This is a genomic window from Oxalobacter aliiformigenes (assembly GCF_027116575.1).
Classification (GTDB): domain Bacteria; phylum Pseudomonadota; class Gammaproteobacteria; order Burkholderiales; family Burkholderiaceae_D; genus Oxalobacter; species Oxalobacter aliiformigenes.
Genome location: NZ_CP098252.1, coordinates 551,142 through 571,821, shown reverse-complemented (window position 1 = coordinate 571,821; position 20,680 = coordinate 551,142). Strand labels below are relative to the sequence as shown.

At 50.2% G+C, this 20,680-nt stretch carries 14 protein-coding genes, 2 tRNA genes and 3 pseudogenes; 15 read left to right on the top strand and 4 right to left on the bottom strand.

All coding sequences use genetic code 11. The features are described 5' to 3' along the window. The first annotated feature begins 15 nt into the window (after positions 1 to 15). The 4 genes and pseudogenes from NB647_RS02725 (at position 16) to NB647_RS02710 (ending at position 2,942) form a co-directional block, all read left to right on the top strand. Positions 16 to 91 (top strand) — tRNA-Lys (locus NB647_RS02725). Between the two features lie 225 nt (positions 92 to 316). Continuing rightward, positions 317 to 1,267, top strand: coding sequence for an AEC family transporter (locus NB647_RS02720; RefSeq protein ID WP_269284020.1), 951 nt, complete (start codon positions 317 to 319; stop codon positions 1,265 to 1,267). A gap of 27 nt (positions 1,268 to 1,294) precedes the next feature. After that, positions 1,295 to 1,600: pseudogene (locus tag NB647_RS10560) on the top strand (thiamine pyrophosphate-binding protein); the annotation flags it as partial. Positions 1,601 to 1,652: 52 nt separating this feature from the next. Further along, positions 1,653 to 2,942: a thiamine pyrophosphate-dependent enzyme gene (locus NB647_RS02710; RefSeq protein WP_332880338.1), complete on the top strand. Its 1,290-nt coding sequence runs from the start codon at positions 1,653 to 1,655 to the stop codon at positions 2,940 to 2,942. Positions 2,943 to 3,078: 136 nt separating this feature from the next. On the opposite strand, the gene NB647_RS02705 is transcribed toward NB647_RS02710, so the two are convergent. After that, entirely contained in the window at positions 3,079 to 5,541 is a 2,463-nt protein-coding gene (locus tag NB647_RS02705; protein WP_269284016.1) for an autotransporter outer membrane beta-barrel domain-containing protein, read from the bottom strand. Positions 5,542 to 6,249: 708 nt separating this feature from the next. Between NB647_RS02705 and NB647_RS02700 the strand changes: the two genes are divergently transcribed. The 4 genes from NB647_RS02700 (at position 6,250) to putP (ending at position 11,756) form a co-directional block, all read left to right on the top strand. Then, entirely contained in the window at positions 6,250 to 7,179 is a 930-nt protein-coding gene (locus tag NB647_RS02700) for an NAD-dependent epimerase/dehydratase family protein (protein WP_269284014.1), read from the top strand. A 175-nt stretch (positions 7,180 to 7,354) separates the two neighbouring features. Beyond that, on the top strand, positions 7,355 to 9,058 hold the full coding sequence (locus NB647_RS02695; RefSeq protein ID WP_269284012.1) for an AAA family ATPase: 1,704 nt from the start codon (positions 7,355 to 7,357) through the stop codon (positions 9,056 to 9,058). A 75-nt stretch (positions 9,059 to 9,133) separates the two neighbouring features. After that, complete coding sequence (locus NB647_RS02690; protein WP_269265010.1) at positions 9,134 to 10,030, top strand: radical SAM protein; 897 nt, start codon at positions 9,134 to 9,136, stop codon at positions 10,028 to 10,030. A 235-nt stretch (positions 10,031 to 10,265) separates the two neighbouring features. Then, positions 10,266 to 11,756 (top strand): sodium/proline symporter PutP, encoded by a 1,491-nt coding sequence (gene putP / locus NB647_RS02685; protein ID WP_269284010.1) that lies wholly within the window; start codon positions 10,266 to 10,268, stop codon positions 11,754 to 11,756. 185 nt (positions 11,757 to 11,941) lie between these two features. Here the strand turns inward: putP and NB647_RS02680 are convergent. Continuing rightward, positions 11,942 to 12,018, bottom strand: a tRNA-Met gene (locus NB647_RS02680). A 235-nt stretch (positions 12,019 to 12,253) separates the two neighbouring features. On the opposite strand from NB647_RS02680, the gene NB647_RS02675 reads away from it, so the two are divergent. The 5 genes and pseudogenes from NB647_RS02675 to NB647_RS02655 all read left to right on the top strand — a co-directional run bounded on the left by NB647_RS02675 (position 12,254) and on the right by NB647_RS02655 (position 16,350). After that, positions 12,254 to 12,808 carry an NUDIX hydrolase gene (locus tag NB647_RS02675; protein WP_269265008.1) on the top strand — a complete coding sequence of 185 codons (555 nt, stop codon included), beginning with the start codon at positions 12,254 to 12,256 and terminating at the stop codon, positions 12,806 to 12,808. Between the two features lie 51 nt (positions 12,809 to 12,859). Next, positions 12,860 to 13,291 (top strand): TIR domain-containing protein, encoded by a 432-nt coding sequence (locus NB647_RS02670; protein ID WP_269265007.1) that lies wholly within the window; start codon positions 12,860 to 12,862, stop codon positions 13,289 to 13,291. Between the two features lie 62 nt (positions 13,292 to 13,353). Then, entirely contained in the window at positions 13,354 to 14,103 is a 750-nt protein-coding gene (gene aat, locus NB647_RS02665) for a leucyl/phenylalanyl-tRNA--protein transferase (RefSeq protein ID WP_269265005.1), read from the top strand. Positions 14,104 to 14,223: 120 nt separating this feature from the next. Next, positions 14,224 to 15,263 (top strand): annotated as a pseudogene (locus NB647_RS02660) (quinone-dependent dihydroorotate dehydrogenase). A 44-nt stretch (positions 15,264 to 15,307) separates the two neighbouring features. Further along, positions 15,308 to 16,350: pseudogene (locus NB647_RS02655) on the top strand (aldo/keto reductase). Positions 16,351 to 16,382: 32 nt separating this feature from the next. On the opposite strand, the gene gstA reads toward NB647_RS02655, so the two are convergent. Next, complete coding sequence (gstA, locus tag NB647_RS02650; protein WP_269284009.1) at positions 16,383 to 16,985, bottom strand: glutathione transferase GstA; 603 nt, start codon at positions 16,983 to 16,985, stop codon at positions 16,383 to 16,385. A gap of 232 nt (positions 16,986 to 17,217) precedes the next feature. Here gstA and NB647_RS02645 point away from each other — a divergent pair, with 232 nt between their 5' ends. Then, on the top strand, positions 17,218 to 18,060 hold the full coding sequence (locus tag NB647_RS02645) for a M48 family metallopeptidase (RefSeq protein WP_269284008.1): 843 nt from the start codon (positions 17,218 to 17,220) through the stop codon (positions 18,058 to 18,060). Between the two features lie 67 nt (positions 18,061 to 18,127). On the opposite strand, the gene NB647_RS02640 is transcribed toward NB647_RS02645, so the two are convergent. Continuing rightward, on the bottom strand, positions 18,128 to 19,885 hold the full coding sequence (locus NB647_RS02640; RefSeq protein WP_269284007.1) for a glutamine--tRNA ligase/YqeY domain fusion protein: 1,758 nt from the start codon (positions 19,883 to 19,885) through the stop codon (positions 18,128 to 18,130). 145 nt (positions 19,886 to 20,030) lie between these two features. Here NB647_RS02640 and NB647_RS02635 point away from each other — a divergent pair, with 145 nt between their 5' ends. Continuing rightward, the gene (locus NB647_RS02635; RefSeq protein ID WP_269284006.1) at positions 20,031 to 20,675 is read left to right on the top strand and encodes a response regulator; all 645 of its coding nucleotides are present in this window, start codon (positions 20,031 to 20,033) and stop codon (positions 20,673 to 20,675) included. Positions 20,676 to 20,680 lie beyond the last annotated feature (5 nt).

The following is a 20,680-nucleotide window of genomic DNA, read 5'->3' as shown; positions in this document are numbered from 1 at the left end:
TAATGCAAGTCTTTCGGGTCGTTAGCTCAGTTGGTAGAGCAGCGGACTTTTAATCCGTTGGTCGGGCGTTCGAGCCGCCCACGGCCTACCAGAATCGCAAAAAATCCACTGATTTTTTCAGTGGATTTTTCATTTTTCAGTTCCCGTTCTCATACCCCTTCCTTTTTTGCCTTTTTTCCTGACAGGCAGCAAAACCACCATCCGGATTTGCATTAACTTTTTCTCTGACAACATTTTCCACTCGCCCCGAAATGTCGTCCGGATGTTTTTTCATTCCTGCGATACGTTCACATACACAGCACCAGAAGGAATAATCATGGGGAACGTCATTTTCAGTGCATTATTGCCGATCGTTATCACGTTTCTACTAGGGATATTCGCCGCATGGCGTCATGATTTCGGGGCCGATCAGGCACAGTCCCTAAACAAGATGGTCATGAACTATGCTCTGCCCCTAACGCTGTTTGCCGGCATCATGAGCATCGCGAAAGATTCCCTGACGGAACAATTCACACTTTTCATCATCGTTTTGCTTGCCATGATGACCGCTTTTCTTGCAACCATCGTCATCGCCCGCTACGTATTCAAACGTGACATCATGACCAGTGCCTTGCAAGGACTGGCTATCGGCGGTCCGGCAGTCCCTTTCGTCGGCGTATCGGTACTGGGCTATCTGTTCGCGAAAAACAGTGCCATTTCCATTGCGACAGCCAGCATCACGATGAATGTCCTGCAGGTTCCCGTTACCATGATGCTCCTGTCTTATGGGTTGTCACAGAAAAAGGGAGCGAGCCAGTCCTCACCTCCGCTACCTGTCATGTCACATGTTATCCACGCTTTCAGGCAACCGGTCTGCTGGGCCCCGGTTCTGGCACTGGTCCTGCTTCTGGCAGGAATCCGTCTGCCCAAATCGCTCCATTTGTCGATGACCTTGCTGGGTCAGGCAACGGGCGGGGTCGCCCTGTTCGCCTCGGGAATCATTCTTTTTTATCAAAAAATCGCACTCAACCTGCCAGTCATAACATCGGTTGTCTTCAGAAACATCATCGTTCCCCTTGCACTCTGGGGAATACTGCTGTTGACAGGATTGCCGCACGAACTGCTCGAAGAATCCGTCATTACGATGGCTATCCCTGTCGCGTCGATCGTGATCATTCTCGCCGTTGAATATCACATAGCCGAAAAAGAAATGGCATCGACCCTTTTTGTCAGTACGGTCATTTCCTTTATCACGATTGCCGGCTTCATGCTGCTGACCATGCGATAAACCACCTATCCATACAAGGAGAAACCCATGTCCCGAACCACGGCAGAACTGATCGTCAAATGTCTGGAAAACGAGGGAGTCACCCATATTTTCGGACTGCCCGGTGAAGAAAATATCTACCTGCTCGATGCCCTGTCAAGATCCGGTATCCGTTTCATTTTAGTCCGGCATGAACAGGGAGCGTCTTTCATGGCAGACGTATACGGGAGACTGACCGGAAAAGCCGGCGTATGTCTGTCCACCCTGGGCCCGGGTTCCATCAACCTTCTGCTGGGTGTGGCAGATGCCCAAACAAACAGCACGCCGGTTGTCGCCATCTCCGCACAAGTCGGCCTGAACCGGATATTCAAGGAATCCCACCAGATTATCAGACTTCAGGACATATATGCCCCGGTTACGAAATGGGCCGACACGCTGTATACCGCGGCCGCCGTTCCCGAAATGGTACGCAAGGCATTCCAGTTATCCCAGACCGAACGTCCCGGCTCGACATTTCTGGCCATTCCACAAAATTTCGAAACTGAAGCGGCACCGGACGACGCCCGGCCGCTGCCAGTCGCCATACAAGGTTACCGTGCCCCCTCTCCTCCAGATCGACCTGGCGATGAACCTGATCCAAAAAGCCCGATATCCGGTTGTTCTGGCAGGATATGGAACCGTTCGTGCCAATGCGACCGAATCCCTGGAAAGATTTGTCGATACATTCGATCTTCCCGTCGCAACAACATTCATGGCAAAAGGCGTGCTTTCCGACAGACATCCCAATGTCATGGGCACTATCGGCTATACAACGCACGATTATGAAAACTTTGCTTTTGACAAAGCCGATCTGATCATTGCGATCGGATTCGAATTACAGGAATTCGATCCTGTCAGAATCAACCCGAAAGGCGATACACCCGTTGTCCATATTCACTGTTTCATGCAGGATGTTGATAAAAGCTACCCGGTAGCCGTCAATATCATTGCCGATATTCCTGCATCTCTTGACGCCCTGACTGAAAAACAGGTAACCGGAATCACGAGATCTGAACGGCTGGAAAAGAAAATCCGCGAAGACCTTCGCCACGAACTGGAAAAAGGTTCGACAGACACCCGTTTCCCTCTCAGGCCTGAACGGATTATCGCGGATATCAGGCACATCATGGGAGATGACGATATCGTCCTGGCCGATACGGGGGCGATCAAAATGTGGATGGCGCGGCTTTACCCGACATATAAACCGTCAACTTGTCTCATTACAAACGGTTTATCGACCATGAGTTTCGCTCTACCCGGTGCCCTGGGTGCCCGGATCGCCTGTCCGGACAAGAAAATTCTTGCCGTCATGGGAGATGGCAGCTTCCTGATGAATTCCCAGGAACTGGAAACGGCCATTCGTGAAAAACTGCCGTTCGTCATACTTGTCTGGGTCGATCAGAATTACGGACTGATCAAATGGAACATGGACCTGAAACTCGGACACCATGTCGATGTCCACTTCAACAACCCCGATTTTGTGAAATATGCCGAAAGTTTCGGCGCCCGCGGCAAACTTGTCGGAAAGGCAGACGACCTTGCCATGTTGCTGAAAGAAGCACTTGATTATGACGGCATAACTGTCATCGCCTGTCCTGTCGACTACTCCGTCAATTTGCAGTTATCGGAAACGCTGGAAACAGTAAAATCGGCCTGAAAAACAAAAAATGCCCGACATGAACGGACAACCCGGCCATCTGCAAAAAACCCCGCCTCCCTTCAGGAAGCGGGGCAAAAGAGAAGTTTCCGTATTTCCGCCTTTTTCTTCGTCAGGCTGAAAACGGCTTTTCCATTCAGAAGCTGTAGCGGATACCTCCACTGACCTGATAGGTGGTTCTGACCGGGTTGCCTGCTGTGGTTTCCACTTCTCCGTAGGCCGCCAGGTTCTTGTTGATGTTCCAGGTGCCGCCCAGTGCGAATTCTCCCCAGGTTCCTCCCATGTCTTCATGCAAGGTCACCGTGCGACCTTTTGTGGCACTGATTTTGGCATCTCCATCCCAGTCGTTCAGGACGGATGCCTTGATGTAGGCGGAACCGGTTTTGTCCGGAGATACCCAGCCCGCCGCGATTCCCAGTCTGCCGACAGCGGTTTTGATGGCGTCCTGACTGATTCTGACTCCGTTACTGGTGGTATAACCCACGCTGTTGAGGTGTCCATACATGAATTCAGCCTGCGGTTCGATGTAGAAATCGGTATCGGCGATGCCAAGTCTCCATCCGTATTCGACGGACAGCGATGTCCCGGAGGTATCCATTGAGCCTTTTGCCCGGTCGCCACTGGTGTAAGCCAGATCGTACTCGCTTTCGAGACGATGGCGTTTGACGATGACATCGACGAACTGGCCATCATCGCCCAGCCAGCTGCCATAAAAACCGAATGTATAGTTCTTGTCGTCGGACGAACCGTTGTTCAGGGTACCGTCTCCATCCGTATAGCTGGCTGTCGCACCGACCAGGAGGTTGCCGATGCGTTTGTCGGCTCCGATTTGCAGGGTCTGGTAGGTGTTGTGTATCTGCTTGTATTCGCTCTGCCCGGCAATGGCTCTGGCCCAGATACCATCGGCTTGCGGCAGGGTGCGCAAATCGCCCATGCGCTTGTCCAGATCGTTCATCTGGGAACGGAATACCAGAAAGTTGTTGGCCGAGATGTTCATCAGGGATGACATGACTGTGTTTGTTTTCTCGGCGACGCTTGAGGTGATGATATTGCCGTTTTCATCCGTTTTCGCTGTGATGGCGCCTGTCACGCCACTGCTTTCGGCTACAGCGACGTTATACTGGCCATCGCCGTTTCTGGTCGTGACCGCCAGCACGTTGGCTGCATTCTGTGCGACTTCTGCAGCGGTTTTTCCGGTCAGGTCATTGGCTGCGGTGCTGTCCAGATTCAGGTTGACAGTTCCGGTATTGTTCAGCTCGTTGACGGTGATTTGCCCTGCCTGGCTCGCCGATGTGTTCAGTTCCAGTGTTCCGCTGTTGGTCAGGGCCTTGATGTCCGTTTTGTGGGTTCCTGTATTGATGATGGCGCCACCGGTATTGACCGCTTTTACAGTGCTGTCTCCTGTCACTGTCCAGACAGCGCCACCGGACAGATTCAGGGATGTCCCCGCATCACCGGACAATGCCACCTGATTTCCCGCCATATCCACGTTTTTCACTGCCCCTTCCAGTGAAGAAAAAGCATTATCCAGGGTCAGGCTGACCTGATTCTGCGTTCCGGAATCATTGTAAGTCACAACATCTCCCTTGACGGCCAGAGTACCGGCAACACTGTCTGTGAGACGGATATTGACCGTGGAACCGTCTTTCTGGTCACCTTTGGCCGGATCAAGCCGGTCTTCTACTGCACCGGAATAAATATTCCCGTTAATGGAAATGTTATCCGCCAAAATATCCACGGTACCGCCGAATGCACTTACGCCACCCCAACCGTCCTGACCATCGGGATTGATGGTGATATCGTTGGCTCTGATCATCACACTGGCCCCCTGATTGGCACGAATCAGAGATATTCCTGTTGTCTCATGTTCGTTGGTTTTTGCCGTATAGTTGTTCACATCAAGCGAAATGTGACCGTTTGCATTGGCCTGAACGATACCGATTGTCGTCAGATCGCCGCCCTCGATCGTGACATTTCCCGTTGTCAAAATGGCAGACGCCGCGATGCTTTCCAGTACCGTATTCTGCTGACTGCCGTCACCGATCCTGTGGACAGACACATTACCCGATACGGTATGCCCTGTCTGACTCCTGATCGTGAGGTCTCTTGCATAAAAATCGCTATTGACAACACCACCGCTCACAGTGGAAATCAAAAGAGAATCGATTGCTTTTTCAGCCGTTCCGAACCGGTATGTTCCGGTATTGCCGCTATTAACTCCGAACAGTGACTTTGCGCTTTCGGAAAAAATCCGGAGTCCTGAAAAATCAGTGAAAACAATATCCGAATTTGACGCATTCCTGAAAACGGCCCACTGACCGCTACCGCTGTACGCCGTTTTCAGAATCCATGACTGCCCTCCTCCACTGATCACGGTATCCGGACCAGTATTTTTATTCACAATGCCGATATCCTCGCCAAAATCGGCTACTTTACTGCCCGATTCCTCACCCGTAACAAAACTATCATCCAGTGCAATCGTTCCTGTCCCGGTAATGGTGGCAGGCGCGGCAAATACATGGCATGACAAAGAGGCGACAGCCACGCCAATCAAACTGGCCAACAAGGTCTTTTTATAAAATGAAGGAATTTCAAACATGACAAGCCTTTCTTTTTCCATTTTTTATTGCTCCGGCTTACCGACCTGCCACGTCTTGCTTCCGTTAAAAGTCATTAACGGACTTCAAAATAAATTCAACTCATTGATTTTTAAATTATTTTTATATTATTTCCCTGTCTTTTCTCTCCAATTCGAATGAGTGATTCTTTTCAGTCACTTTTTCAATTTTCTTCTGGAATTTGATAGACTTACCTGTTGTAGTATTTTCTCTCCGGAATACCACTTGTATTCTTTTAATGACTTTTAATGGTTATTTGTGGACTCAGCCTTCCGGAATTACCATGTCTTCCAGACACAACACTTTTCACACGATCCCATTCACCTGAATCAGTTTTCAAAAAAACCGGAATACTCCGCAAATATGTCACGGTATCCTGTTTCCGGAATCATAAATCGCCAACGGATGCTTTCGTTCCCGACACAAAATCTTCTATTCCGGAAGATACAGACATACTCCCCGCTTTTTCCCGGAAGGAACGCCCAATAACCTCAATAACAAACGGATGTAAGAAATCGAAACCGGCCAAAACACGTAATCCATATCATTTTCGGCCCTTTCATGTCTCTTTTTTTGCAGAAAAGATGGCATCCATTAAAATAAACTGGATAACCGAGCCTGACACAGGCCGGTACTGCATTCAGTAACTGGAAAAACCGGATTCAACCGCAAACTCACAAAGGAAAATCATGAAAATTCTCGTTACCGGCGGCTGTGGAAACATGGGACCGCACATTATTCGCAAACTGGTCTCATTCGGACATGATATACGTGTACTCGATCGCGACAGGGAAGGCCTTGCACAATTCGCTCCGGGTAAAATCGAAACCTGCTGCGGTGACCTTGCCGACAGGGAATTCGTCAAATCCGCTGTCAATGGTGTCGATGCCATCATTCACCTGGCATGGAGTTTTTCCGACAATTTGCCAGACCTGCTCGATATTGATGTCAAGGGATACCAGTATCTGCTGGATGCTGCCGTCGAATACGGCGTAAAACATGTGATCAATACCACTACCGCTGTCTCCTACGGAAAACCGCTTTCCCATCCTGTTTCCGAAAACCAGGAACATCGGGTGGAAGTTTCGAGAAATCCGGTCTATGCACTTGCCAAACTGATGACGGAAGAACTCGGCAAGATTTACGCTGTACAGCACGATTTGCAAGTCAATAACGTCATGGTCTGGTACGCCTACGGTGATGTCATCGGCGGCCGGAACATACGTGCCATGATTCGCGACGCCATTGAAAAGGGAAGCATTGAAGTTCCGGCAAAAAGCGGAGGCAGTTTCCTGCAACTGGATGATTTCGTGTCCCTGGTACTTGCTCTCTTTTCAAGCGACGTCAAGGGAGAACTCTTCAATGCCGCCAGCATTTACCTGACATGGGAAGATGTCGCCAGACTGATCACCGATCTGGTCAACCCCGAAGCCAGGGTCATCGCGATCGACGCCAGTGAATGGAAAGGAAGTGCTTTCCTGACGGATGACTGGCCATTATCCATTGAAAAAGCGGAAAAATTGCTGAACTTCAAAACCAATCTGTCCAGAGAAAAAGCCATCGCCAATCTGTCAGACGCACTCAAGATATCCGCGGATAAAGTCCGTGCACAACACTGACACCGAAATCCGTTCCGGGATTCTCAACCCGGAAATTCCGGAACGGAACATGCTAATATAGACACTCCCGCTCCCGCAGAGATGCCTCCGTCAGGATTTCTGTCACTGGCAGGCAATTTCTAATCCGGAACCTTTTCCCGAAACCTTACTGCAAACACTTGGACAAGGAGTGATGGTGGAATTCGAACTTTCCTTTACACAGGCCAACAATCTGCTTGCCTGTATCCGTAAAGAAACGCTGTTGGCCAAACAGCTTTCCGCACATGAAACGGCCAACGGAAAGATTCTGATTCCCGATCACGTATTCGATGCCGAATCGCTGGAACAGTTGTGGCGACAGGCTGAAAGGGACAACGACAAATCGCTCATGTTCCAGATGATCGCCTTGCGACATATCCGCAGCGGCCACGGGCATGATCTTGTGGTAACCCGACTGGAAATGCTGGTACCGGCACTGGTCGACTATTTTGAGACCAACGGTATCGACGGCTGGGTTTACCGCCGCAATACGGACGGTGTCCTGCTTCCGTGGCTGATCGACAGCATTGAATATATTCAGACGCGTGACGGGCCTTATGCCGGAATTCCTTTCGTCAGCATCCAGTTGCTCGCGAACACCATCACCTCCACCAGCCCTGTTGACGACGATTCGCCCGAGCAATGGCGGACCGGGATGACGAACGCCATCCTTTTCTACCAGAGAGAGCTTGGAAAACTGACGATTCCCGAACTGCTGGCCCAAAAAGGTTTCTACAAGGAATGTACGGAATTCAAGGAAGAATACACAAAACAGGCCGGACGATTCCGGAATTTCCAGCCTTTCTACGGAAAACAGTTTCTGGCGAAACACTCGGGCTTTCTGATCAGGGAAGGCGACAGCCGCCTTTTCAAAAACCTGGAATTATTCCGTATCAGTCCGGAAACGTCCGCCAGATGTGTCAACGACGAGGAAATTCTCGAGCGGCGGATCGAAACACATTCCGACCGGAGAAACCGCACGGACGATATGTACAGCCAAATTCCGCTCCACTGCTATCTGCACATGTTCCATCTGGAATTGCACCGGAACTGCTGGATCCATGTGGATAACCTGGAAGAATACCGGTACCGTCCCGAACTGAAAACCAAACTGATTCTGCCGCCGGAACACCGGAAACTGATCGACATCCTGACGTCACACATGGATGTCTCGGCAAGCGACATTGTCCCCGGGAAATCCGGAGGGGCAACCATTCTGTGCATGGGAGCGGCCGGTCTTGGCAAGACGCTCACGGCGGAAGTCTATTCCGAAGTCGTCAGCAAACCGTTATACCGCGTTCACTCGGGGCAATTGGGAACATCGGCAACAAGTGTCGAGGCGGCACTCGCCGATATCCTGAAACGCGCATCGCGCTGGGATTCCATTCTGCTGCTCGATGAAGCGGACGTATATATCCGGAAACGAGACAATGACCTTCAGCACAATGCCATCGTCGCCGAATTTCTGCGGACACTGGAATATTTCAACGGTCTGCTTTTCATGACGACCAATCGGATCGACGATGTGGACGATGCCATTCTGTCACGCTGCATCGCCGTCATACGATATGAGACGCCACCCCGTGAAGATGCCATCAGACTCTGGAGAACCTTGTCCGACCAGTTCCAGATCGATATTCCCGACGAACTGATCGGCCAGCTGGTCCGTGAATTTCCGAATTCCAGCGGCCGGGATATCAAGGAATTGCTCAAACTGACCAGCAGACTCTGCCTGAGCTGCAATATGCCCGTTTCGATCGAGGCATTCCACCAGTGCGCCGTCTTTCGCGGAAAAAAGCAAACAGCCAGACGGGAATCAAAATATCCTTTTTCCTGCCATAACGCATGTTTACCGGATTGACACACACTCACCAGCCGTGCCTGCAGAAAAAAGGCGATGATAAAATAATGGTTTTTCCCGTTCATTTTCATACTTATGCAATACATACCTGTCAGATACATCGAACCTGTTTTCCGGCCACCAAGCGAAGCCAATTCCCTGATTCTGCAAGTAACCAACGGCTGCAGCTGGAACAAGTGCACGTATTGCGACATGTATACCCAGCCTCAAAAACGTTTTTCCGTCAAGCCGGAAGAAGATGTCCTGCGTGAAATCGAATGGTTCAGCCAGCGCTACTCCGGAATAAAAAGGGTATTTCTGGCCGATGGAGATGTCATTGCACTTCCGGCAAGAAGACTGCTGTTCATACTGGACACGATCCGGCAATATCTGCCGGAAGTGACACGTATTTCCTCTTACTGTTCACCCAGAAATGTCACACGCAAGTCGGATGAAGAACTGAAAGCCCTGTACGACGCCGGACTCAGACAGGTTTATGTCGGTGCCGAATCGGGAGACGATTTCGTACTCAAATCCATCAACAAGGGGGAAACGCACCAATCGACCGTCGATTCGTTAAACCGTCTTGCCGACGCCGGAATCAAACGTTCCGTCATGATCATCAACGGAGTGGGAGGAACCCGATTCAGCGAACAACACGCCTTGAATTCGGCATTGCTGGCAAACCGGACGCAACCGGAATTCCTGGCTGCGCTTGTATTGAATCTCCCGCATGGCGAGGCCCGTTTCCAGCAGGGGTACAATGGCCAGTTCATCAAAATGAACCAGCATGAACGCTTCCTGGAAATGCGGCAGTTCGTCAACGCACTTGAACTGAAATCGACCATATTCCGAAGCGATCATGCATCCAACCAGCTTGTGCTGAAAGGCACTCTGGGCAAGGACAAGGAACGTCTGTTACAGGAAATCGATCTCGCTATCGAACATCCTGATGAGGCACAGCTCCGTCCGGAATGGATCAGACCATTTTAAAAATCATGGTGACAGAAAAATTCCGTCCATAACGATTGATACAAGCTCCTGCAAAACATGGACAACTGATTACAAAACCAAAATTCCATATTTTTTCCATTCCGGTCTGCCCGATCCTTTCCGGACGGTCAAACCGCCTCAACCGGCAAGAAATACGCAATCCAGACTGGCATATTGACCAATAATTTGTTCTAATGTTCCGTTTTTCACTTGATCATTACCCGAACCGTCAGGCATGAACGTTGATACCCCGCTTCTCGTCACTTTTATTGTTTATATCGTTGCAACGACCCTGATCGGATTTATAGCCTATCGGGCGACACGAAATCTTTCCGATTACATTCTGGGTGGACGCCGTCTCGGCAGTTTTGTCACCGCGATGTCCGCCGGTGCTTCCGACATGAGTGGATGGCTCCTTATGGGACTGCCGGGTGCCGTTTTTCTTTCAGGACTTTCCGAAAGCTGGATCGCTATCGGCCTGATCATCGGAGCATGGTTCAACTGGCTTCTGGTCGCTGGCAGACTGCGTGTCCATACTGAATTTTGCGGCAATGCCCAGACTCTGCCGGATTATCTGACCAACCGCTTTGAAGACAAAAGCAGAATCCTGAGAATCCTTTCTGCTCTGGTGATCCTGATTTTTTTTACCATTTACTGTTCTTCCGGTATGGTCGCCGGTGCACGGCTTTTTGAAAGCACATTCGGCCTCTCCTATAACACGGCACTCTGGATCGGTGCATTCGCCACCATCACTTATGTTTTCATCGGCGGATTTCTGGCAGTCAGCTGGACAGACACCGTTCAGGCGACTCTCATGATTTTCGCCCTTCTGATTACCCCCGTTTTCGCGATTCTTGCCATAGGCGACCTGCCATCGGCCTTATCCATGATCAAAAACGAGGCCCCCGGCAAGCTGGACATGTTCAAGGGACTGGACTTCACCGCCATCATTTCCCTTCTGGGCTGGGGACTGGGTTACTTCGGACAACCCCACATTCTTGTCCGCTTCATGGCGGCTGATTCTGTCAGGTCAATTCCCAGAGCGCGCCGTATCAGCATGACATGGATGATTCTCTGTCTTGCCGGTGCGGTGGCAACCGGTTTTTTCGGGATATCCTACTTTTCAAGCAATCCGTCTCTGGCCGCCGGTGTCATGCAAAACAATGAAGCCGTATTCATGGAATTGACCAAAATTCTTTTCAATCCATGGATCGCCGGCATCATCCTGTCCGCCATTATGGCCGCGGTAATGAGTACACTCAGTTGCCAGCTGCTCGTCTGTTCCAGTGCACTGACTGAAGATTTTTACCGTGCATTCCTGCGTCCCAAAGCCTCACAGACCGAGCTGGTCTGGATCGGCCGTATGATGGTCATGCTCATTTCCATTATCGCGATTGTCATCGCTTTCAATCCGGACAACAAGGTCTTAAGCCTTGTCGCCTACGCGTGGGCCGGTTTCGGCGCGGCATTCGGTCCGGTTATCCTTCTCTCCCTTATCTGGAAACGGATGACGAGAAATGGTGCATTTGCGGGCATTTTCGTCGGTGCCGCCACGATCATCCTCTGGAAAACATGTCTTGACCATTTGGGCATTTATGAAATCATTCCGGGATTCCTGTTCGGTACCATTGCCATCATCATTACCAGTCTTCTTGGCAAATCGCCCTCCGATACGATGAAAGCACAATTCGAAAAAGCCGACAGGACATATCATTCCGAAGTCTGAGAAAACGATCTCCGTTGACAACCGGAAACCGTCGCAACAGAAACATCGTTTGTCCCTGAATGCTCCTCCATTCCTGCCGTTCAGATACCTGGACAATCTCGTATCTGAACGGCATTTCACCAACCTTTGTTTGACCGAACCAGAAATGAAAAAACCGCTGAAACATTTCAGCGGTTTTCATAAACTGGTTGCGGGGGCAGGATTTGAACCTACGACCTTCGGGTTATGAGCCCGACGAGCTGCCAGACTGCTCCACCCCGCGTCTGGAAAGATAAAATTATAATCCTTTTTTTATTTCAGTTCAATAGCCTCTCAAAAAAGAACGTTTTCATACGATACCGGGTCATATCGCTTGTATACCGTCATGATGACTCTGCCCGGTCACTGCCTTTTGAAGCTTTCCAAAAAAGGGTAACATTATTTTTTGTATGACTTCGGCGGGATTATTCCTTCGCATCCTTCCGATAAATTTATTAGCCAATTCCGACCCGGTTTCCATGAAATTCTGTTCTCATTGCGGCCATGCCCTGACAATCGGTATCCCTCCTCTGGACAATATGCCCCGGCATATCTGTCCGAATTGCCACATGATCCATTATGAAAATCCCAAAATCGTGGTTTGCAGCATACCGACATGGGAGACGGAAAATGAAACATCCATTCTGTTGTGCCGCCGTGCCATCACACCCCGTCACGGTTTCTGGACCCTCCCCGGAGGATTCATGGAAAACGATGAAACGACAGAACAGGCTGCCCGACGCGAAACAAAGGAAGAAGCCGGAGCGGACGTCAGGATTTCAAACCTGTTTTCATTGATGAACCTGCCGGTTTATCATCAGGTTCATCTTTTTTATCTGGCACAACTGGAAAATACGAACTTTGCACCAGGAGAGGAAAGTCTTGAAACCCGTCTGTTTACCGAAAAAGAAATTCCCTGGGATCAACTGGCATTTTCAACGATAAAATACGCTCTCAAGTTCTATTTCGAAGACAGAAAAAAAATACAGAATGGCGGCAATTTCGGTTTTCATACACTTGATCTGACCAAATAAACCTGTCAGAACAACTTGATCACGTTACAGCAAAACCAGGAGAGTACATATATGGCAACGTATCCCGTTTTTCTCAGTCACAGCTGGGTCGAACAAGATGGTGTTGAAAGAATCACAAGCCTGATGGAAACCTATCGTCTCAAGACAGAAGGGTTCGGTTATGAATATTACAGTGTCTCCAAGGACGATCCCGCCCAGTTTCTGCCATCCAACAAGGCTCTGGCACTTTCGATCGAAAAACAGATGAAACCGTGTTCCTGCCTGATCATTCTTGCCGGAGTATTCGAGGAATTCAAACGCTGGGCGAATCTGGAACTGGACGCCGCGAAAAAACTGGGTATTCCGGTCATTCTGGTCGAAGCGGCCGATCCGAAACACACGTCACACAAGGAAAAACGCGCGGCGGTCGAAATTGTGAAGTGGGATGCCATGCAACTGGGCGATGCCATTGTAAGACATGCCAGACTCCGGAAACCGTCCTGAAAACCCGAAAACAAATGACACATTCCTTTCAGAACCGTCACAACATGCCATAAACCGGACCTATGATTCCCTGGCTGGAACAAAACGATCCTTTTCCCGATATCGCCACGGCTTTGACAGAAGAAAGCGGATTCCCCGGTCTTCTGGCAGCCGGCACGGATCTGTCCCCACCCAGACTGATCGATGCCTACCGGCACGGCATTTTTCCCTGGTTCTCGGAGAACCAGCCTGTGTTATGGTGGAGCACGGACCCCCGTATGGTCTTGCTTACGGAACAGTTCGTGATCTCCCACAGCCTGAAAAAGAAACTGAAACAGATTCACAAAAGCATTCACACCGGTGGCCCGTGGCAACTGAAATTCGACTCGGATTTTGCGCAGGTCATCAGGGAATGTGCGGCTCCCCGGAAAAAGGCTGCCGGCACATGGATTACAGAGGAAATCATTCACAATTATCAAAAACTGCACGATATGGGTATCGCCCATTCCACGGAACTCTGGTACGAGAATACCCTGGCAGGGGGAGCGTACGGTATCTGTATCGGAAAAATGTTCTTCGGTGAATCCATGTTCGCACGAATAACAGATGCATCCAAAGTCGCCCTTGCCCATCTGGTTTTTTTCCTGAAAACCAATGGAGTGAAAATGATCGATTGCCAGCAGGAAACCGCCCATCTGGCATCGCTGGGCGCCATTCCTGTCCGCCGTACGGATTTCAATGCCCATCTCAAACAGGTCATTGACCTGCCCCCCATCACATCATGGAAATCGGAAGACATTTGCCCGTTGTGCTCCTTTCACAAAATTCCCTGATTAAAATAAACATCCGACTTAAGTTACAATATACCGATCCGGTACACCGGTTGCGGAATATCATGTGAAAGTCAGGCTTCCAAACCCGGTTCAAGCACATCGCAACAATTACAGAATCTCATGATCCCTAATTTCATGTATGCCCTGATCCGGCCATGCCTTTTTTCAATGGATCCGGAAAACGCCCATCAATTCACGCTCTCTTCCATGAGAATGGCCGCTGCCGTGGGAATAACGGCACTGGCCCCGGCAGTCCAGCCTTCCCCCAGAAAGGTCATGGGGCTGACTTTCCCCAACCCGGTCGGTCTTGCTGCCGGTCTCGATAAAAACGGGTCGTGTATAGACGGCCTTGCCTCCCTCGGTTTCGGTTTTCTCGAACTCGGAACCGTCACCCCCAAACCGCAACCCGGCAATCCGAAACCCAGAATGTTCCGTCTTCCCAAAGCGCAAGGTCTGATCAACCGGATGGGATTCAATAACGATGGCGTCGATGTACTGGTCAAAAACGTGAAAGCCTCCCGCTTTTACCAGGAAAAAAAGGCATACTGGGCTTGAACATCGGAAAAAACGCCGTCACCCCCATCGAGAAAGCTGTCGATGATTACCTGATCTGTCTTGAAAAGGTTTATCCCGTCGCCGATTACATTGCCATCAACATTTCATCCCCGAACACCAAAAACCTGCGGCAGTTGCAGGGTGAATCCGAACTGGACAATCTGCTGACGCAACTGAAAGCCGCCCAGAGCAGATTGTCGCAACAATATTCAAGATATGTGCCGCTGGCACTGAAAATCGCTCCGGATATAGACGACAGCCAGATCAAAAACATTGCCGATGCCCTGATACGCCATGAAATCGACGGCGTCATCGCGACCAATACCACCATCACCCGCGATACTGTCAATAATCTGGAACACGGACAGGAAACCGGAGGACTTTCCGGCGCTCCGGTAAGGGACTTGTCCACGCATGTCATCCGCCAGCTCAAGACCGAACTGGGCAATGCCATTCCCATTATCGGTGTCGGTGGTATTTTGACCGGTGAAGACGCCAAAGATAAAATCGAAGCCGGGGCATCGCTTGTCCAGATTCTGACCGGCATGATTTACTCCGGCCCCGGACTGGTCCGGGAATGTGTGCAAGCTCTTCGCCAGGCCTGATGATTTCGCCATTTATCCGAAGCGACTTGAAAGGAGCTGGAATTATGCAGAAAATACCTTTGGGCACCAGTGGCATGCATGTTTCGAAGGTCTGTCTCGGAACCATGACCTTCGGAGACCAGAACAATGAAAGCGAAGCGTTCCAGCTGCTGGACTATGCATTCGATCGCGGCATCAATTTCATTGATACGGCCGAAATCTATCCTGTCATGCCCCAGGCGGCCACACAAGGTCTGAGCGAAACGATCATCGGAAACTGGCTGAAAAAAGAGGTCTTCGGGACAAAATCGTTTTAGCCACCAAAGTGGCAGGACCCTCGCGTCTTATCTCCTGGTTACGCAATGGCAAAAACGACCTGGATGAAAAAAACATCCGTCTGGCGGTTGAAGGCAGCCTGAGACGGCTGAAAACAGATTATATCGATCTCTACCAGTTGCACTGGCCCAGCCGGAATGTCCCGTTTTTCGGAAAAGTGATCTTCAATCCCAAAGATGAACGTCCCAGCATTCCTGTCGAGGAAACGCTGACTGTACTGGGCAAGCTGATTGATGAAGGCAAAATCCGGCATATTGGCATTTCCAATGAATCGGCCTGGGGCCTGATGGAATTCATCAAGACAGCCGAGGCCAAAGGATTGCCGAGGATCGTCTCCATTCAGAATGCCTACAATCTGACCGACAGACATTTCGAAATCGGTATGGATGAAATCTGTTTCCGGGAAAATATCGGACTGATCGCTTACAGCCCTCTGGCATTTGGACAACTGACAGGAAAATACATTGACAATCCGAAAATCCGCGGTCGTCTGACATTATTCTCCTCGGACTGGAATGCCCATTACCGCCGTCCGGCTGTCCTGGAAGCGACCCGCCAGTATATGCAACTGGCCAAAGATCACGGCATGACCTCGGCCCAGCTGGCATTGGCATGGTGTTATTCACGCTGGTTTATCGACGCCACGATCATCGGCGGAACGAAACTGGAACATCTCAAGGAAAACATCGATGCCATTTCTATTTCACTAAGCGATCAAATCGTTGACCGGATCAACGAAATACATTCACTGATCACCAATCCGGGCCTGTGAACAGGACCGGACGGTCATCTTTTCCTGACAGGTTAAACCAGTCCTTCGGCCATCATGGCCCTGCATACGGCAGGACGTTCTGAAATCCGCTTTCGATAGGCCGAAAGCGCCTTCCATTGGTCAACGGACAACTCCGCCGCTTCAATCCAGGTTGAAATAGTGAACAGATAGGCATCCACTACCGTAAACCGTTCCCCCATGACATAGGACTTGCCCGTCAGTCTGCGATCGACGAAATCGAATTGCCTGAGCAATGTTTTCTTCGCTTCCTCACAACAGGATGTGTAGGCCGGATTGAAAATCGGCGTGAAACTTTTCTGCAATTCAGTCGCAATGAAATTGAGCCATTCCATGACACGGTACCGCTCCATGGTCTTTGGCAGCGGGATCAATTCCTTTTCAGGCACCTGATCACCCAGATACTGGACAATTGCCGCCCCTTCCGTCAGTACCTGGCCGTCATCGAGTTCCAGTGCCGGAACGGAACCTTTTGTATTGACCAGATAAAAGTCATGACCGGAAGCCGTTTCTTTTGTTTGAAGATCCACTTTTTCCAACTCAAAAGGAAGCCCCGACTCTTCCAGCACGATATGGGGAGATAATGAACACGCTCCGGGCGCATAATACAGTTTCATGATTCAGACCTTTCCTCAACATAAATCAGACAGATGTGTAAAAAAAAAAACGATACCGTCTCTCTATCCATTCAATCATACACGTCTGGAAATGAAATGCCGTACCTGAACTCCATCTTTCTCCTGCATTGATCGGTTCGTTGAAAAAAATTGCAAAATCACCAACATTAATGAAAAATGGCAATTACCGGGTAAAATTCATCAAGAATTACTCACTTTTCCGGAGCACCTCATGAAACACCTTGTTTTTTTACTGACTTCACTCGTAACCGGTGTACTTCTGATAACAGGATGCCAGAGCACGACGGCTGGCGGTGCGACCGGTTCCTCGCGAAGCCAGTTTCTGCTGATTTCTTCCGACAAAGTCAATCAGAGTGCGGCAACCGCTTACAAACAGGCGCTGGGCAAGGCACGTTCCGCAAAGGTCCTAAACACCAACACCAATGATACAAAACGGGTCCAGAAGATTTCCAAACGGTTGATTGCCCAGGTCGGCATATTCCGGCCGGACGCCCTGAACTGGAACTGGGAAGTCAATGTCATCGACAGCAAGGAAGTGAACGCTTACTGTATGCCCGGAGGCAAAATCGCTGTTTACAGCGGTATTATCCGTTCACTCAACCTGACCGATGACGAACTGGCTGCCGTCATCGGCCATGAAATGGCCCATGCCCTTCGCGAACACAGCCGCGAACAGATTTCCCAACAGGTAGCGACAGAGCAGGCCCTGTCCATCGCCGGAGCGCTGGCCGGATTCAGTTCAACACAACAGTCACTGGCTGGAAAAGCAGGCGAACTGTTTCTGACACTGCCTTTTTCGAGAACCATGGAATCGGAAGCCGACGTTATGGGCATGGAATTGATGGCACGTGCCGGTTACAATCCCGAAGCGGCAACCAATGTCTGGAAGAAAATGGAAAAACTGGGAGGAAGTTCCACACCTGAACTGCTTTCGACACATCCAAGCGATTCTTCACGAATTGAAAGGTTGCAGGCAGAACTGCCCAAAGTCATGCCTTTATATCAGGTCGCATTAAAAACACAAGGCAAAACGGTTACTTCAAGGAAGAAATAGTTTTTTCGATTCCATGAAAAACGCGCTGTCAAGGCGCGTTTTTCATGGAATCAGGCTATCAGGAACATCACTTCTTTTTTCCCCATGAATCGCGAAGTGTTACCGCACGATTGAATACCGGCTTGCCCGGACGGGAATCCTTGATATCGGCGACAAAATATCCATGCCGTTCAAACTGATAAATGTCTCCGGGCCGGGCCACGGCAAGGCCCGGTTCAAGATAAGCGTCAACCACTTCCTTCGAATTCGGGTTCAGGGCCAGCCTGAAATCCTTGTTATTGGCATCCGGAGCCGGATCGGCAAACAGCCGGTCGTAAAGGCGAACCTCGGCCTTTATTGCATGTTCGCAACTGACCCAGTGAATGTTGCCTTTTACCTTATAGGCCGTACTGCCGTCCGTTCCGCTTTTGCTGTCCGGGAAATAATTGCAATGTACGGCCGTGACATTGCCGGCATCATCCATATCGTAACCGGTACATTCAACGACATAACCGTAACGAAGCCGGACACGATTGCCAGGGAATAGCCGGAAATACCCTTTCACGGGATCAATCATGAAATCCTCGCGTTCTATCCACAACTCCTTCGTGATCGGGAAACGGCGCACTCCCCGTTCAGGATAATGAGGATGAACCGGAGATGTACATTCTTCCTGCAGATGTTCCGGGAAATTATCGATAATCAGCTTTACCGGATGCAAAACAGCAGCGGCCCTGGGCGCCTTGGGGTCGAGATCATCCCTCAAACTGCCTTCCAGCGTACCCATGTCGATCCAGCCATCGGCTTTGGCCACTCCGATCCGTTCACAGAAAAGCTGGATGGATTCAGGCGTGTAGCCCCGGCGACGGATACCGACGATCGTCGGCATCCGCGGATCGTCCCAGCCATCCACGATTTTTTCTTCCACCAGTTGCAACAGTTTCCGCTTGCTGGTTATGGTATAGGTCAGGTTCAGCCGCGCAAATTCATACTGGTGAGGTAACGGTTTCTGCAAAAACCCTCCGATTACACGACCGTCCGGTAACGTCGTCGTTTCCGTGAGCCGTTCAAGAATCCAGTCATAGAAAGGACGATGATCCTGGAATTCCAGCGTACAGATCGAATGAGTGATGTTTTCCAGTGCATCGGAAATCGGATGCGTATAATCGTACATCGGATAAATATTCCATTTGTCACCCGTTCTGTGATGATGGGCATGACGAATCCGGTAAATAACCGGATCGCGCATGTTCATATTGGGTGACGCCATATCGATTTTGGCCCGCAGGACATGCGCTCCATCGGGAAATTCACCCGCTTTCATCCTCCGGAAAAGATCGAGCGATTCGGATGCCGGACGTTCACGATAAGGGGAATTTTTTCCCGGCTCGGAGAAACTGCCCCGGTTTTTCGCAATTTCTTCCGGCGTCTGGCTATCGACATACGCATGACCCGCCTCGACAAGATACTCCGCCATCAGGTAGAGCGTATCGAAATAATCGCTGGCATAGTGCACGTACGCCGTTCCCCCCTGTTCCCAGGAAAACCCGAGCCACTGGACACTGTCCTTGATCGTATCGACAAATTCCTGGTCTTCCTTCGTCGGATTGGTATCGTCGAAACGCAAATGACAACGGCCATCATAATCTCTTGCCAGGCCGAAATTCAGACAGATCGACTTGGCATGGCCGATATGGAGATAGCCATTCGGTTCCGGCGGAAAACGTGTGATGACTTTGGGCATACCGGGACGCTGATACGTTCCTTTTTCATTATCCGATTCGATAATGGCCCGTAAAAAATTGGAAGATGGGGATAAATTGCTGTTTTTGTTATCGGCGTTCATGACTTGTATATAAAAAACGAGTAAGCTACATTTTACCGCGACAAAGCGTTGTATAGTGCATCACCATCGACTCTCTTTGATGTGCCAACACGCTTGCAGGACACCTTGTACCGGCATCTTTCATTTAATGGTTTCCGGATCATCCATGATCAGAATAGTAATTGCAGACGACCACACATTAATGCGTGAAGGACTGAAACGCATTCTGGAAGGCGATGACGAAATAACAGTCGTCGGTGAGGCTATTGACGGATTCAGTGTTCTGGAACAGGTCCGAAAAGGTGGATTCGACCTGCTGCTTATGGATCTTTCCATGCCGGGACGCAGCGGAATCGACCTGATCCGCCAAATCCGGACGGAAGCCCCCTCCTTGCCCATTCTGGTGCTGACCATGTATGAAGAAGAACAGTATGCTGTCCGTTCGATCCGCGCCGGAGCGCAAGGCTATCTGACCAAGGAAAGTGCCGGAGCCCAGCTGGTTACCGCCATTCAGCGCATCGCTTCAGGCCGCCCCTACATCAGTATGGAAGTGGCAGAACAGCTTGCTATGAACATTATGGCGCCCGAAAAGGAATTGCCTCACCAGCAATTGTCGAACAGGGAATTCGAGATTTTCAACCTGCTGGCCAAAGGCAAAACCATCACGGAAATCGGCACCCAGCTTCATTTGAGCGTCAAGACAGTAAGCACTCACAAATCCCGCATTTTCCATAAGATGGGCATGCACTCTCTGGCGGAAATCGTCCAGTATGCCCTCGCCCATCATCTCCTGGCCCCCTTCGAAAAATAAGGCGA